At 46.8% G+C, this 14,669-nt stretch carries 15 protein-coding genes and 1 other annotated feature; of the genes, 3 read left to right on the plus strand and 12 right to left on the minus strand.

From position 1 onward, the window contains the following. The first annotated feature begins 314 nt into the window (after positions 1-314). Both Q0V21_RS15815 and Q0V21_RS15820 read left to right on the plus strand, forming a co-directional pair. Positions 315-587 carry a DUF2642 domain-containing protein gene (locus Q0V21_RS15815; RefSeq protein WP_301879640.1) on the plus strand — a complete coding sequence of 91 codons (273 nt, stop codon included), beginning with the start codon at positions 315-317 and terminating at the stop codon, positions 585-587. A gap of 207 nt (positions 588-794) precedes the next feature. Then, positions 795-1,487, plus strand: coding sequence for a hypothetical protein (locus Q0V21_RS15820; RefSeq protein WP_301879641.1), 693 nt, complete (start codon positions 795-797; stop codon positions 1,485-1,487). Positions 1,488-1,611: 124 nt separating this feature from the next. On the opposite strand, the gene Q0V21_RS15825 is transcribed toward Q0V21_RS15820, so the two are convergent. From Q0V21_RS15825 to Q0V21_RS15860, 8 genes are all read right to left on the minus strand, one after another. Then, positions 1,612-1,848 (minus strand): hypothetical protein, encoded by a 237-nt coding sequence (locus Q0V21_RS15825; RefSeq protein ID WP_079350857.1) that lies wholly within the window; start codon positions 1,846-1,848, stop codon positions 1,612-1,614. A gap of 186 nt (positions 1,849-2,034) precedes the next feature. Beyond that, a complete protein-coding gene (gene groL / locus Q0V21_RS15830; RefSeq protein WP_301879642.1) occupies positions 2,035-3,666 on the minus strand; it encodes a chaperonin GroEL in 1,632 nt (543 codons plus the stop codon). 73 nt (positions 3,667-3,739) lie between these two features. Next, on the minus strand, positions 3,740-4,021 hold the full coding sequence (gene groES, locus Q0V21_RS15835) for a co-chaperone GroES (RefSeq protein ID WP_024630746.1): 282 nt from the start codon (positions 4,019-4,021) through the stop codon (positions 3,740-3,742). A 457-nt stretch (positions 4,022-4,478) separates the two neighbouring features. Next, positions 4,479-5,261 carry a twin-arginine translocase subunit TatC gene (gene tatC, locus Q0V21_RS15840; protein WP_079350907.1) on the minus strand — a complete coding sequence of 261 codons (783 nt, stop codon included), beginning with the start codon at positions 5,259-5,261 and terminating at the stop codon, positions 4,479-4,481. Positions 5,262-5,340: 79 nt separating this feature from the next. After that, positions 5,341-5,592: a twin-arginine translocase TatA/TatE family subunit gene (gene tatA / locus Q0V21_RS15845; protein ID WP_301879643.1), complete on the minus strand. Its 252-nt coding sequence runs from the start codon at positions 5,590-5,592 to the stop codon at positions 5,341-5,343. A 199-nt stretch (positions 5,593-5,791) separates the two neighbouring features. Further along, positions 5,792-6,277, minus strand: coding sequence for a MogA/MoaB family molybdenum cofactor biosynthesis protein (locus tag Q0V21_RS15850; RefSeq protein WP_024630749.1), 486 nt, complete (start codon positions 6,275-6,277; stop codon positions 5,792-5,794). Positions 6,278-6,314: 37 nt separating this feature from the next. Further along, positions 6,315-6,818, minus strand: a complete 504-nt coding sequence (moaC, locus tag Q0V21_RS15855; RefSeq protein ID WP_301879644.1) for a cyclic pyranopterin monophosphate synthase MoaC — start codon at positions 6,816-6,818, stop codon at positions 6,315-6,317. A gap of 15 nt (positions 6,819-6,833) precedes the next feature. Next, a complete protein-coding gene (locus Q0V21_RS15860; protein ID WP_301879645.1) occupies positions 6,834-7,472 on the minus strand; it encodes a 5-formyltetrahydrofolate cyclo-ligase in 639 nt (212 codons plus the stop codon). 276 nt (positions 7,473-7,748) lie between these two features. Between Q0V21_RS15860 and Q0V21_RS15865 the strand changes: the two genes are divergently transcribed. Next, positions 7,749-9,707: an ABC-F family ATP-binding cassette domain-containing protein gene (locus Q0V21_RS15865; protein ID WP_024630752.1), complete on the plus strand. Its 1,959-nt coding sequence runs from the start codon at positions 7,749-7,751 to the stop codon at positions 9,705-9,707. Between the two features lie 560 nt (positions 9,708-10,267). Here Q0V21_RS15865 and Q0V21_RS15870 read toward each other — a convergent pair. The 4 genes from Q0V21_RS15870 to rimI all read right to left on the minus strand — a co-directional run bounded on the left by Q0V21_RS15870 (position 10,268) and on the right by rimI (position 14,654). Further along, positions 10,268-11,824, minus strand: coding sequence for a 2-isopropylmalate synthase (locus tag Q0V21_RS15870; RefSeq protein WP_079350909.1), 1,557 nt, complete (start codon positions 11,822-11,824; stop codon positions 10,268-10,270). A gap of 212 nt (positions 11,825-12,036) precedes the next feature. Further along, positions 12,037-12,380: a binding site (T-box leader), on the minus strand. Beyond that, positions 12,355-12,546 carry a hypothetical protein gene (locus Q0V21_RS33015; RefSeq protein WP_443146108.1) on the minus strand — a complete coding sequence of 64 codons (192 nt, stop codon included), beginning with the start codon at positions 12,544-12,546 and terminating at the stop codon, positions 12,355-12,357. It overlaps the preceding feature by 26 nt. Positions 12,547-13,080: 534 nt before the next feature. After that, the gene (gene tsaD, locus Q0V21_RS15875) at positions 13,081-14,136 is read right to left on the minus strand and encodes a tRNA (adenosine(37)-N6)-threonylcarbamoyltransferase complex transferase subunit TsaD (RefSeq protein WP_301879646.1); all 1,056 of its coding nucleotides are present in this window, start codon (positions 14,134-14,136) and stop codon (positions 13,081-13,083) included. Next, positions 14,133-14,654, minus strand: a complete 522-nt coding sequence (gene rimI, locus Q0V21_RS15880; RefSeq protein ID WP_301879647.1) for a ribosomal protein S18-alanine N-acetyltransferase — start codon at positions 14,652-14,654, stop codon at positions 14,133-14,135. Before rimI ends, tsaD begins: the two co-directional genes overlap by 4 nt. Positions 14,655-14,669 lie beyond the last annotated feature (15 nt).

The following is a 14,669-nucleotide window of genomic DNA, read 5'->3' on the forward strand; positions in this document are numbered from 1 at the left end:
ATCCGACGGGGCTAGTCACACATCTATTTAACACGAGAAGGGGTTTACAAGACTTATCTTACCCCTGCTACCTTAATGAAATCTGAAATGGAGATGAAAAGAACATCAAAATTCAACAGCTCCGGCAGACTGATTGTGAGAACGTATCACACCATTTGTAAGACAAATGGAAGAAATGATTTTACAAGGTGACCTATTGACATGTGTTCTGCCTCATTCAGATTTACCAAATGAACAGATTTCAGGTCAAACGCCCAGTCATTTGGGTAGGCCATCGCATAGAATGCCCTATAAATGATTTGGGAGGTTTTACTTTGAATAATTATCCAATGATGCATCATATGGCTAACTCGCCTTATATGCAGCAAATGCACCACATGCCTCATAATATTGTGGTTCACCCAGTAGATCATTGCGTAGTCGAGAGTCTGATGGCCCTGATGGGAAAAGTGGTTATCCTGGAAACAACTCGCGGCAGACTTGATGGATGCGTCGTCGCTGTTAAGCATGATCATGTTGTCCTGGAAGAAAGACACAAAAAATTCTTAGTTCGTATCGCCGAAATCGTCTGGATCATGCCTGATTAAACAGAGATTGAGGTAATAACGAACAGAAGGCAACTACAAAGGTACCCATACCCTAAACACTTCTTTTTCTAAGTGTCCGGTGTATGGGTACCTGATTAGCTGGCCGTATGCCAGCAGTGCTTTTTTTGAAATGAAGAGTATAGGTTTAAAGTTTCCCAAAGCAACATTATAATGAGAATACATAAAGATGTATTACGAGGTGAGATTTTGTTGCAAGCGTTTTTCACAATACTATTCACACTAGGCTTTATTGTTTTCTTCGTTTTTCTTCTTTTGATGATCTTATCCATAAGAAAGCATAACCGGATAACGAAAAAGCACGTTATGCTAACAGCGATGTGTTTTGCAATTGCTTCTATAGGAATGTATGGTATGTTGGCTTCGACTACGAACAAAGTGAATACTACAGTTGAAAATAACAATGATGACCTAGACCAGACCGCTCTCTCTGTTTTGAATATGACTACCGATGCGTTCAAAAACAAATTCAATTCAATCGTAGGCAAATACCGATTAAATGGTCTGAGTATAACCGTCTTGAACGTGAAAGAGGCCTCAGAACATGGCACAAAAACCTTTGAGTATATCTTCAAAGACAATTTACGTATGGTTGGTGTGTTAAATTCAGAGCAAAAAGTTCAGGAAGTCATGTTATACGAGTCTGGTGATGTCAGTAAACCAACCGGTGGTAACCTATTAACTGCGATCGCTACACTTATTCTGACAACCAATAACGAGTACACATATAATGATGCGCAAGACGTGATTCAGGATATCGGCATATTAGATCGCGATGTAAGTCAGAGTGAATTTGATGAAGCGACTGTTCGAAATGAATTTGAATATCGCTTCAGCATCCAAGACGATATTTCTACTTTTGGAATAAAAGCAGTTAAATAAGTTCCGAATGTGCAAACAAGTCGTTCCATTGAGGAACGACTTAACGTGTGGTATGAAACTGCTTAATAAAAAATGGTGGTCTGCCTGTTAACAACACAGCTATGTATGGTATGCTCATTGATTACTACCTCGTGTATCGATCAATGTCATCGATCGCAGATTGATGCTCTCTTCTATGGTGATCTTCATGCTGACGAACGTCGTTCTTTAACTTGGCCAAGAATCCCCACCCCATGAATACAAATAAAAGCACAGTAATCAAAGCATAAGCGAAACTATATAGGTTCATGTAAAAATTGATGAAAATTGCACCTACCATCAAGCCAAGAATCCACAACGTCCACTTTGTACTCTTTCTCAATTCATTTCCTCCTCAATCAAATTCCATATAATCATATATATGTTTCATTGTACATACGAAGAAGTAAGCTAACAGATATCGATTCAGTGTTAAAACATAATTCAAAGCACCCTACTCTAAATATATAAAAGGCTCCCTTTCGGGAGCCTTTCATCTATCGGCATTACAAAGGTTTTTACACCTTTATTACATCATGCCGCCCATTCCACCCATACCGCCCATGTCAGGAACGCCAGCAGCGCCTGCAGGTTCTGGTTTGTCAGCGATAACTGCTTCAGTAGTCAGGAACATTGCTGCTACGGAAGCAGCGTTTTGCAATGCATAACGTGTTACTTTCGCAGGGTCAACGATACCTGCTTCGATCATGTTAACCCACTCGCCAGTCGCAGCGTTGAAGCCTACGCCAGTTTGTTCTTTTTTCAGACGTTCCACGATTACGGAACCTTCTTCGCCAGCGTTAGCTGCGATTGTACGGATTGGTGCTTCCAAAGCACGCAGGACGATGTTTACGCCTGTTTGCTCGTCACCGGACAGGGCTACTCCTGCAACCGCGTTGTATACGTTCATAAGCGCTGTACCACCACCGGATACGATACCTTCTTCAACCGCAGCGCGAGTTGCGTTCAGGGCATCTTCGATGCGAAGTTTGCGTTCTTTCAATTCTGTTTCAGTAGCCGCACCGACTTTGATTACTGCTACGCCGCCGGACAATTTAGCCAGACGCTCTTGCAGTTTCTCTTTGTCGAACTCGGAAGTTGTTTCTTCCAGTTGTGTACGGATTTGGCTTACACGTGCATCGATATCGGATTTGTTACCAGCACCGTCAACGATGATTGTGTTTTCTTTGGTTACACGGATTTGGCGAGCTGTACCCAGTTGTTCCACAACAGCGGATTTCAGGTCCAGACCCAGTTCTTCCGTGATCAATTGGCCACCAGTGAGGGCAGCGATATCTTGCAGCATTGCTTTACGACGGTCACCAAAGCCAGGAGCTTTAACAGCTACAGCGTTGAATGTACCACGCAATTTGTTCACAACCAGCATCGCCAGTGCTTCGCCTTCGATATCTTCAGCGATCAATACAAGCGGTTTGCCTTGTTGAACGATTTTTTCAAGCAATGGCAGAATGTCCTGAGTGCTGGAGATTTTTTTGTCTGTGATCAGGATGTACGGGTTGTCCAAAACGGCTTCCATTTTGTCCGTATCTGTGATCATGTATGGAGAGATGTAACCGCGGTCGAATTGCATACCTTCAACCACTTCCAACTCTGTAGCGAATCCTTTGGATTCTTCAACCGTGATAACGCCGTCTTTACCCACTTTTTCCATAGCTTCAGCGATCAGTTCGCCTACTTCATCATCAGCTGCAGAAATTGCTGCAACTTGTGCAATGGATTGTTTGGTTTCAATTGGTTTGGAGATGGATTGCAGTTCAGCTACAGCCGCTTTAACCGCTTTGTCGATCCCTTTACGGATACCGATTGGGCTAGCGCCTGCAGTTACGTTTTTCAAACCTTCTGTGATCAGCGCTTGAGCCAATACAGTTGCAGTTGTTGTACCGTCACCGGCAACATCATTGGTTTTGGTTGCTACTTCTTTAACCAGTTGTGCACCCATGTTCTCGAATGCATCTTCCAGTTCGATTTCTTTAGCAATCGTTACACCGTCATTCGTGATCAGCGGGCTTCCGAATTTTTTCTCCAGAACCACGTTACGGCCTTTAGGACCGAGTGTTACTTTTACTGCATTAGCCAATGCGTCCACACCACGAAGCATGGAACGACGAGCGTCTTCACTGAATTTAATGTCTTTAGCCATGTTAAGAAAACCTCCCTAGAATATTGTGTAAAATGGTGTTGCTATATGGTTCGGTTAACCGATTAAATTTGAATTAGTCGAGAATCGCGTGAATATCGCTTTCTTTCATAATCAAATATTCTTTACCTTCGAACTTGATTTCTGTACCGGCATATTTGGAGAAAATAACGCGATCTCCTTCTTTCACTTCCAGAGCTACACGTACTCCGTCTTTCAATACTCCGGCGCCAACAGCAATAATTTTACCCTCTTGCGGTTTTTCTTTAGCGGAGTCCGGCAGTACGATCCCGAAAGAAGTAGTTTGCTCTTGCTCCAGTGGTTCTACCAATACGCGTTCACCTAAAGGTCTGATCATGAAAAATAGCCTCCTTTTGAAATTATATAACGTTGCTTTGTAGGTTGTAGCCATATGTATTAGCACTCGACAGTGTTCAGTGCTAACAACCAACTTTATGATACTTCAACTTGAAGCATGATTTCAAGTCCTTTTCATGAATTCCTGCGAGATTTTACGTTGTATTTACACCACCCCAGCCAAAAAACGCCCGATTTACCTGAGCAAATGTCATAAATACCATATAACTTATTCCACAGAATCCATTGGTCCTCCTGCAACGTTTCAGGCAGCCCTTTTCCATTGTATCCATTGTTGAACATAATATGCCTACTTGTCCCGTATGTCTGACTAAAAGCTGTAAAAGCTATCGCTCTACAGCCCTTCATATCCCGGGTAAGAAACGATCGGCTTATCCCAGGACGGGCATCATACAAGATCATTACCGTTTCAACAAGCGGATGAAATTCCTCTCTTGTTATACTGCACTCTGCTTATCCTCGGCACGGATGTAACGGGATTCAGCCTCCGCATCAGCTGCAAGCTGTTTGCGATACACAAAGCCAGACAGAAACACACTGATCTCATATAACAGAAGCAAGGGAATCATCACGAGAAAATCGGATATAAAGTCAGGCGGTGTAACCACAACCGCAATGAAGATCAGGACAAAATAAGCCATCCTGCGCATTTTGCGAAGTCGAATTGGATTCAATATTCGCAGTCCTGTCAGGAACATAATGATTAATGGAAGCTCAAACAACAGGGAAACCGGAAGTACAATGCCAAACAAAAAGCTAAAGTACTGCTTCATTCCATACGTCTCCACAAGCCCCATCTTCTCCGTAATTGATGTTGTAAAGGCCAATGCCATCGGGAACACAACATAATAGGAGAACGCCAGACCGAACAGAAACAACAAAAGCACATAAGGAACATAACGCAATGTAGCTTTCCGCTCCATCGGTCGCAGCCCTGGACTAACAAACTTCCAAATCTGATACACGGTAAACGGCAGCGTAATAATTAATGAGAACAGACCGGCAATCTTCATGTAGATCCCGATCCCGTCCCAGAACGAGAAGGCATGGAGCACAAAACCTTGCGCCGTCTCTGCCTTTGTCAAGTAGCGATACACCGGGTCTGCTACAAAAAATCCTGCTACCAGACCCAACACAAAAAGGCTTAACACATAGATTAGCCGCTTGCGCAGCTCACTTAAATGTTCCGTAAGGGTCATTTCTTCATTCTGCTGCGTCATTCCTGCCCTCCATGGTTGTCAGCTTTAAAATACAAAACCCTTCCAGCGGGAAGGGAGTTCTCATTCATTGCCGTCACAATTATTCCGGCAGGCGTTTATCCTCCGGCTTGTCTACCTGTACAGCTTCTGACACTGCCGGGTTCGCTTTTTCCTGCTCTTTGCGCTTGGATGAATTGTCATCCGAGATGATGTCGCGGGCCCCTTCCTTGAATTCACGGAAAGTACGCCCAACGGCGCGTCCCAGTTCCGGCAGCTTGTTCGGACCGAACAAAAGCAAAGCAACGATGACCAGCAAAATGACTCCTGTGGTTCCAATGCCCCCAAATCCCATTGTTATCCCTCCTAGCTTCAAGCTTTTGGATCGCGCACTCTTTATGCATTCTCAAAAGATGTCTTGTCTACTATCAGAATTATGTCAATCATACCATAGATGTAACCACTTACATAACCCACATTTTTCACAAAAAGACCTCGATACCCAATCTTTTTTCCTGCTTGATTTCACACCTGCTGCTAAGGCCATTTCTCACTTATTGCTTGAACTGACCTGTAACCATTAACAGAGCTTCCGGAAGTTGGTCCATAATGGCCGCCAAATGCTCATGCACACCCTTCGGTGTACCTGGCAGGTTGACAATCAATGTACGTCCGCGAATGCCGCATACGCCACGGAACAGCATCGCAGAACGATTCTTGCCCATGACACTGTATCTCATGGCTTCAGCCATGCCTGGAACTTCCCGTTCGATAACCCGCCGGGTCGCTTCCGGAGTAATATCACGAATCGCAAGCTCCGTACCCCCTGTGGTCAATACCAAATCAGCGTGAAAATAATCTGTCATCTCAATCAAAGCCGCAATAATCTCATCGGGTTCATCCGGAACGATGCGGTACTCCACGATTTCCCCACCCAGTTCTTCTTCCACAAGCTCCCGGATCACTTGGGCACTCGTATCCTCACGTTCCCCGCGGGCCCCTTTGTCGCTGGCTGTCAGGATTGCTGTTCTCCACACCATAAAGATCACCCTTCTCCTTTATGAAAATAAATGTCCTTTATCGGCTGAAATCGCCGTTCTTGCCACCACTCTTGGAATTCAGCATGGTTGGACCAATCATCATATCTTTTTGCATGGCTTTACACATGTCATAGATCGTCAGTGCCGCAGCCGAGGCCGCCGTGAGCGCCTCCATCTCGACACCTGTCTTCCCTTCGGTTTTGACCGTAACTTCAATCTGCAGTTCATCGACACCGTTGTCATGAAAACGGATATCCACACCCGTCAATGCCAATGGATGGCACATCGGAATCCAGTCTGATGTTTTCTTCGCGCCCTGGATACCCGCAATCTGAGCCACAGCCAGAACGTCACCTTTGCCGATGCGGCCCTCCCGAATCGCTTCAAGCGTAGCCGGATTCATCGTCACTTTGGATACCGCCACAGCTGTACGCACGGTACTTTCCTTACCCGAAATATCAACCATTCGAGCTCGTCCCTGTTCATTAAAATGAGTCAGTTTACTGCTGAAAGCCTGGTCGTTATTCGCTTCTGAATTCAATCACATCACAACCCTTTATTCGATATGTAATATACCTTCGGTTGTTATCAACAGATCAAGCCGCAGATCAAGCGGGTCCATCGGAATTTCGTTCTGCAGCTGGCCAGGCAATACAAATGCAGCCATACGTGGTCTTTTGTCCGTCATCGTGCACTTTGCTGCAAGTGTCTCGGCAAAACGATCATAATAACCGCCGCCGTATCCAATGCGCCCTCCATGGAGGTCATATCCCAGCCCTGGTACTATGACAAGGTCAATATCAGGCCAGCGATCAGGTTGCATCACTTCACAGGAATCCCTGGGTTCAGGTATCCCCCATATTCCCGGTTGAATATCCTGTGCACCCACGACACGCCGCAATTCCATTCGAGCCGGATTCGCTTGCACTTTTGGTGCGAGCATCACATCTCCATGCCTCCAGCCCTCTTCAAATAAAAAGGCTGTGGATGCTTCGCCTCCATAAGACAAATAGCTGAATATCACAAGCGGCTTGCTCCCCAGCTTCCATTTGTCCTGTCTAAGACGCTCCAGCTCCCGCTTCGTCACCACATTAATCTCATTCATCACCTGCTGACGCATGGTTTCATCCATCAGATCCCGGCTCTGTCTCAGTTTGGAACGAAGGCGGCTTTTCAATTCCGTATGATCCTGCATGTCTTTGAATAACCTCCTGTTGATCGAGAAGGTAAACTAGCTCTCAATTAAAACCATTTATATGTTATGCACAGTTGTCATCGTGTTGAAATCGTTAAAATGATTCATTTTCTGCAAAATCCTCATGTATTAACATGCCTTCTTTCAGTTTATCATTGATTGACCAAAAAGACTACACGCCCCAGGCACTCCTAATCGGTGCATTTGCTCTGTATTTCATGTAAACTGGGATGTAGTTGTCAAATCAAGAACTGGACCATGGAGGAACTTAATTTTATGCTGCTGCAAGTATCCGGAATTATCAAACGTTTTGGTGTCGATCCAATCCTGGACGGCGTGAACTTACAAATATTAGAACGCGAGCGCATCGGCCTCGTTGGTGTTAATGGCGCAGGGAAATCCACTTTGCTTAAAATTGTGGCTGGGGAAATGTCTTACGATGGCGGACAAATATTCAAATCCAAGGAAACGACACTTGGTTATCTCGCGCAGAACAGTGGACTGCAATCCGATCGCTCCATATGGGAAGAAATGATGAATGTATTTGCCCATCTGACCCAGGCAGAAGCGGAGTTGCGTCAAATGGAACAGGATATTGCCGACCCGGCTCAGATGGAAGATGAAAAGAAATATGCCGATCTGCTTGAGCGTTATGCCAAACGCTCTGACTGGTTCAAGGATCATGGCGGTTATGAGATGGAAACCCGTATTCGCAGTATTCTGCACGGAATGGGATTCGGTGAATTCTCGCCAAACACCCCGATTGCCACGCTGAGCGGCGGGCAAAAGACACGTCTTGCGCTTGCTCGAATTTTGCTTCAAGCCCCTGACCTGCTCATGCTGGACGAGCCTACCAACTATCTCGACATCGCCACTCTGACGTGGCTTGAAGATTACCTGAGGGGTTATTCAGGTGCCCTGCTTGTTGTATCCCATGACCGGTATTTCCTTGATCGGCTTGTCACAACCATCGTGGAGATCGAGCGGCACCGCTCCAAAAAATATACAGGCAATTACAGTCGGTATATGGAACTTAAAGCTGCTGAATATGAAAGCCAGATGAAGCAATATGAGAAACAGCAGGATGAAATCTCCAAGATGGAGGAGTTTGTTCAGAAGAATATCGTGCGGGCTTCAACGACCAAACGGGCGCAGAGCCGCCGCAAGGCACTCGATAAGATGGAACGGCTCGACAAACCAATGGGAGATCTGAAGAAAGCTCACTTCTCTTTTGAAACGGCTGTTATGTCCGGCAAGGAAGTGCTCCGTGTGGATCAGCTTTCGGTTGCCTACGATGAGGCTTCTCCGTTGTTCCGCAATGTCTCATTTGATCTAAGACGCGGGGAGACGGTTGCATTGATAGGGCCGAACGGAATCGGAAAATCCACCATGCTGAAATGCCTCACTGGAAGTTTACGCCCCGTAAGCGGTGAGATCCAATGGGGAACCAAAGTGCAGATTGGCTATTATGATCAGGAGCAGACAGGACTTAACCCTTCCAATACGGTATTGGAAGAGCTGTGGAGTGCCTATCCCGGCATGGAGGAAGCGAGAATTCGTACGGTGCTTGGCAACTTCCTGTTCAGTGGAGATGATGTGCTCAAAAAAATCTCATCCCTCAGTGGTGGAGAAAAGGCACGTGTCTCTCTCTCCAAGCTCATGCTCAAGGAAGCCAACATGCTCATTCTGGATGAGCCTACGAACCATCTCGATCTCTTCGCCAAAGAAGTGCTTGAAGCGGCGCTGATGGACTATGAGGGCACATTATTGTTCATCTCGCATGACCGGTATTTCCTCAATAAAATGGCTGAGCGTATTGTCGAACTGCACCCCGGTGGGACAGAGCATTACCTCGGCAACTATGATGATTATGTGGAGAAGAAACAGGAGCTTGAAGACATCGCGCGTGAAGCTGCTGAAGCACGCCTTGCCTCTTCCAAGAACTCGGCCAAGTCTGACCCGAGCCTATCCGTAACCGAGAAATCCGGTGCCGCCTCATTCGAAGCCGACAAACAGGCCAAGCGGGAAGAACGTAACCGCCAGCGCAAGCAGGAGGCTCTGGAACAACAGATTGCGAAGCTGGAAACGGAGATTACGGAGCTTGAGGCACAGATGGCTCTGCCTGAAATATATCAGGATTATATGAAGCTGCAAGAACTCCAAGAGTCGGCGGAGGATCACAAGCTTCAACTTGCCAAGGCTTACGAAGAGTGGGAAGAATTAGCTCTGGAATAGCAGCGGAGATGACCTTTTTCAATCTAATCCATACTGCACTCTTATACCGAACAAGCAACTACAGTAAAAGCTGATTCCTAGATGGGGTCAGCTTTTTTTGTTGATTATAATGGGAGAGATTTGACAAGGGTGTTTTCATATTTGTCAAATTCACTCGAAATCCGAAAAATTTTTTTCCGCTCGGCAGCATCATATTTATCCACAAAAAAGCAAGATAGCCAACAATCGAATCTATTTAATTATACGGCGGTAGAATAGCTTATTTTGCACAAAAACCATATTTATCCACCGAGTTATACACATTATCCACAACTTTGTGGATATATAGCAGACATTCTATCCCCTAATGCTTTTTATTTTCGAAAACATTACTGGTTTGACTTTGGTGCAGTTACCCACAATTTGCACTGGATATGTGGATAATTATACTCACATCTTGACAAACGTAATCATTCATTCTCTTTTTATCTCCTATAAAAGGACAAAAGCAGACCTCTGTATTCAAGGCCTGCCATTGGTCTGCTTGTGATCACAAATTTATGTGATTTGCTGAAGTACTATTATGCGTGTATAGGTTCATCACTCTCGGAAGACTCTGCCTTCAATCCGGCAGCATTACAAGCTGCGACATACGCCAGACCCGCAGCCATGACAATATCATTGTGAGTGGCTGTCCCTCTGAATTCACGTCCTGCACGCTCCACGGTAACCGCGGCTTCCGCACTCGCTGCCTCTCCTCCGCTCAGCGCGTGCATCTCCATGTCGACAAACGTAATATCGTCCGAAATACTTTGGCCAATCGCACGAATGGTTGCATCTACCGGACCACCACCAACCGCAGAATAGGAATGCTCCCCTGCGCTCGTACGAATACGAACTGCTGCCATTCGATCGGTCATGCTGCCTGCGGTGACCTGCAACTCAACCAGCTCATAATCCTGTGCAGGGATATTCATAGTTTGGCTAACCATCTGCAATAACTGATCATCACTGACCACTTTTTGTTGATCGGCAGTTTCTTTAAATACCTCATACAGTTGTTCCATCTGCTGCTCATCCGGTTCAAAACCATATTTGCGGACCCGATCTTTCAAAGCGTGACGACCGGAGTGTTTGCCCAGAATAATCATGCTGCGTGGAATCCCCAGCGCTTCCGGGTCCATAATCTCATACGTACTCCGGTTCTTGAGCAAACCATCCTGATGAATACCAGACTCATGCTGGAAAGCATTGCGTCCCACCACCGGTTTGTTGTAGGCAATCGGGAAATGCATGGCACGGCTAATCTGACGGGATGTCTCATACATCTGGTTCAGTTTGATATTCGTCGTTGCGCCAATCACGTCTCCCCGTGTCTCCAGAGCCATAATCAGCTCCTCCAGTGCACAGTTGCCCGTCCGTTCTCCCACACCGTTAATGGTTACTTCAATCTGGGAAGCACCGTTGGCAATGGCAGCCAGACTGTTCGCAACCGCAAGCCCCAAGTCATTATGACAGTGTGCGCTGTAGCGAACCTTGTCTCCGCCCCTTGCACCCTCACGTACCTGACGGAACATCTCTCCATATTCATGCGGCAGTGCGTACCCGACTGTATCTGGCAAGTTGATAATACTTGCTCCCGCTTCTATGGCCACTTCAACCATCTCGATCAGATCATCCATCTTCGTACGAGCCGCATCCATGGCGGTGAATTCCACAATATCCGTGAACTGACGTGCATAGGAGACCATCTCCCGCGCGGTAGCCACCACTTCACTGCGCGGACGGCGCAGTTGATGCTCAATATGAATGTCCGAAGAGGAGATAAACAGGTGAATTCGGCGGCGTGCTGCGTCAGCCGTTGCTCGAACGGCTGCATCTATATCCCCTTTGACCGCACGCGCAAATCCGCAAATCTCCACATTTTGCAGTTGTCTGGATATCGCCTGAACCGCCGCGAACTCACCTGGACTTGAGATCGGGAATCCAGGCTCGATGACGTCAATGCCCAGAGAAGCCAACTGATGTGCCAGTTCAATTTTTTGCTCAGGCTGCAGACTCGCTCCCGGTGCTTGTTCTCCATCACGCAGTGTTGTATCAAAAATCTCTATCATGCGTTTGTTATTGTTCGTTGTCATATCCATTAACCTCCATCAATTTTGAATGATTATTCGTTACTGGGGATCAGAACGAAGCGTTCAATTCTCGTTTTCTATGTTTATTCATTTCGCAATCCATGCCAGTGTGCACGTCGACTTGCACACCATGCGTATTTTCTTTTAACTGTGATTATTGATTCCCATCGCCCACCCTGCTGCCGGCAGCAAACACAAATAACCCGCCATCTCATCTAAGAGACGGCGGGTTATTATCCCTCCGCGGTACCACTCTTGCTTGATGGTCCAGGCTTGCGCCAGGCACCATCCACCTCGTCGTCTCCGGGCATATCAGTTGTCTCTGCGTACATGCAACACGTACAACCGACAGCCGGAGAAACACCCTGTAACGGGGGTTAGCCGTTGCTGTGTACCACATGCCCATTCGTCCGCAAGGACAATGGGATGAGACATCGGTCTCCATGCTTCCATAGCTCCGTTCCCGGGCGAGATTCGAACGATTTCAGCTGCTGCGTCGCACCACCCCGCAGCTCTCTGTGCGCTTTATCGTTTTACTGCTCCCGTTCATTACATTTATGATATGTGATCATGGACCCATCACCATTTTGAGAATCAAAAAAGCCTGCCATCTCCTGCAATATTGCAAGAGACGACAGGCTGTTCACCTTCGCGGTACCACTCTTGTTGACTTTCATTTTCTTCGAGCTGATCCTGTATGCGTCCATACCGTTATCATTGCCCAAAGTGACAAAAGCCCCCTCAGTTATTGTTGATTTTCTACCGATATGTCATCCGTATTCCATCAACAACGGCCCTTTCACGGAGGCAACCCGTAACCATGTACTTTGGGCCATCATCGGCCTTCGGCTTCTCCCGGGGAGTTACCGTGTTCCATCGTTCCGCTTCCAGGTGAGTTTCAGGTTTCCTTCGACTGCGTTGCACCACCCCGCAGCTCTCTATGACCGGGAATTACCCTACTGTTCCTGTTCATTGCGTTTTCAGTTCAGGAATCTATATAAGTCAACAAATGAGTATTTACACTGGCGCTCCGATGACTGAACAACCTTCCGATCGCTGTTATCCCCAGATTTCTTTGATTCCCTTCTCTAAAAGGGAAAATCCGGTGATAAAGGCGAACGCTTCGCTTCTCCAGGTTATTTCTGTCCTCTCCGCTATCGTGTAAATGTTTAGTTGAACATATCGAATTCCTGATTTAATTTGTAATTAATATACAGTCTTCATATGAGGCTGTCAAGTATGGATATACATGAATTATTCTATAGCGATTGAACTGACCATGCCTCAAGTGAAAGTCCAGGATCTGCTTTGGCATCGAATTCCGAGATTTCTCCCCGCTGCCATTTCAAATATGCCGCAGCTCCAATCATCGCTGCATTGTCGGTGCAATATTCCATCGGCGGGATCAGCAATTCGAGCCCTTCCTTCGCACAACGCTCCTGCAAAGCTAAACGCAATCCCCGGTTTGCCGCAACGCCACCGCATAACAGCAATTGACGTGATCCATACTCACGGACAGCCCTTACCGCTTTCTCTACCAGCACTTCAACAACAGCTTCCTGAAAGCCCCTTGCCACAGCAGATGGTTCAAGTGTTTCTCCACGCATTTTGGCTTGATTCAACACATTCAGTACAGCAGATTTCAAGCCGCTAAGACTGAAATCATACGAATCCGCTTCAAGCCAGACGCGCGGCAAAGGTACCGCCTGCTCGGCTTCAGCAGCCATCCGGTCCACATGCGGTCCTCCCGGGTAGGGACAACCCAGTGCACGGGCCACTTTGTCATAAGCCTCGCCTACTGCATCATCACGCGTACGCCCGATCAGTTTAAACTTGCCTTCGGATTCCATATGCACAAGCTCTGTATGACCACCCGAAACAACCAGTGCCATCGCTGGATATTGCAGCTCATGGGTAAGTCTGTTGGCATAGATATGTCCTGCAATATGATGTGTACCTATAAGCGGTTTGCCAAGCGCCATGGCCATCGTTTTCGCTGCCACGATACCGACCAGCAATGCACCGACCAGGCCAGGCCCTTGCGTGACGGCGATCGCGCTCAGATCACGGGGACGAATGCCCGATTGCTCAATAGCCTGCTTCAACATCAATGTAATGACTTCAACGTGTTTACGCGAAGCCACTTCAGGCACAACGCCGCCAAATGCCTTATGTGTCTCGATCTGACTGGAGATCAGATTAGACAGCACTTCCCGTCCATCCTTGACTACCGCAACGGATGTTTCATCACAGCTTGTCTCCACAGCCAATATATAAGATGGTTCCGAACTTAGCTTTTCCTTGAAATCATTCATGAATCCGTTACGCTTCCTTCCTCTTCGCCGCTTCGGTCTGCGGGCGGCAAATTCGCCCACATAATCATCGCATCCTCCCCATTGTCGGAGTAATAGCCTTTGCGAAGACCCGCCGATTCAAACCCTTTTTTCTGATACAAGCTCTGGGCAATCCGATTCGAAACCCTGACTTCCAGGGTCATTCGTAACATCCCGAGATAAGCCGCTGTTCTCATCAATTCGTCCAGCAGCTTCTCGCCCAGCTTGCGTCCACGATAGGCTTCCCTGACCGCAATATTGGTAATGTGGGCTTCATCCATGATCGTCCACATGCCGGCATAGCCGATCGCCGTTCCTTCCAATTCCATGACCATATATTTTGCAAAATGATTGTGTGTCAATTCATTCTGAAACGCTTCTTCCGTCCAAGGCAGGGTGAAGGCTTCATGTTCAATAATCATTACATCGGGAATATCATCCAGAGTCATGAACCTGAACTGAAACGCTGCTTCCTGCTCTTCTTTCTCCACGTTGTCCATCTGCTTCCCCTCCCC

The organism is Paenibacillus sp. 11B (assembly GCF_030487755.1).
Lineage (GTDB): Bacteria > Bacillota > Bacilli > Paenibacillales > Paenibacillaceae > Paenibacillus > Paenibacillus vandeheii.

Coding starts and splice junctions, on each gene's coding strand:
- tsaD (WP_301879646.1), bottom strand. CDS start 14,136: ATGAATGATTTCAAGGAAAAGCTAAGTTCGGAACCATCTTATATATTG.
- rimI (WP_301879647.1), bottom strand. CDS start 14,654: ATGGACAACGTGGAGAAAGAAGAGCAGGAAGCAGCGTTTCAGTTCAGG.
- groES (WP_024630746.1), bottom strand. CDS start 4,021: ATGATCAGACCTTTAGGTGAACGCGTATTGGTAGAACCACTGGAGCAA.
- tatC (WP_079350907.1), bottom strand. CDS start 5,261: ATGACGCAGCAGAATGAAGAAATGACCCTTACGGAACATTTAAGTGAG.
- Q0V21_RS15870 (WP_079350909.1), bottom strand. CDS start 11,824: ATGACAACGAACAATAACAAACGCATGATAGAGATTTTTGATACAACA.
- Q0V21_RS15850 (WP_024630749.1), bottom strand. CDS start 6,277: ATGGTGTGGAGAACAGCAATCCTGACAGCCAGCGACAAAGGGGCCCGC.
- Q0V21_RS15860 (WP_301879645.1), bottom strand. CDS start 7,472: ATGCAGGATCATACGGAATTGAAAAGCCGCCTTCGTTCCAAACTGAGA.
- tatA (WP_301879643.1), bottom strand. CDS start 5,592: ATGGGATTTGGGGGCATTGGAACCACAGGAGTCATTTTGCTGGTCATC.
- Q0V21_RS15865 (WP_024630752.1), top strand. CDS start 7,749: ATGCTGCTGCAAGTATCCGGAATTATCAAACGTTTTGGTGTCGATCCA.
- groL (WP_301879642.1), bottom strand. CDS start 3,666: ATGGCTAAAGACATTAAATTCAGTGAAGACGCTCGTCGTTCCATGCTT.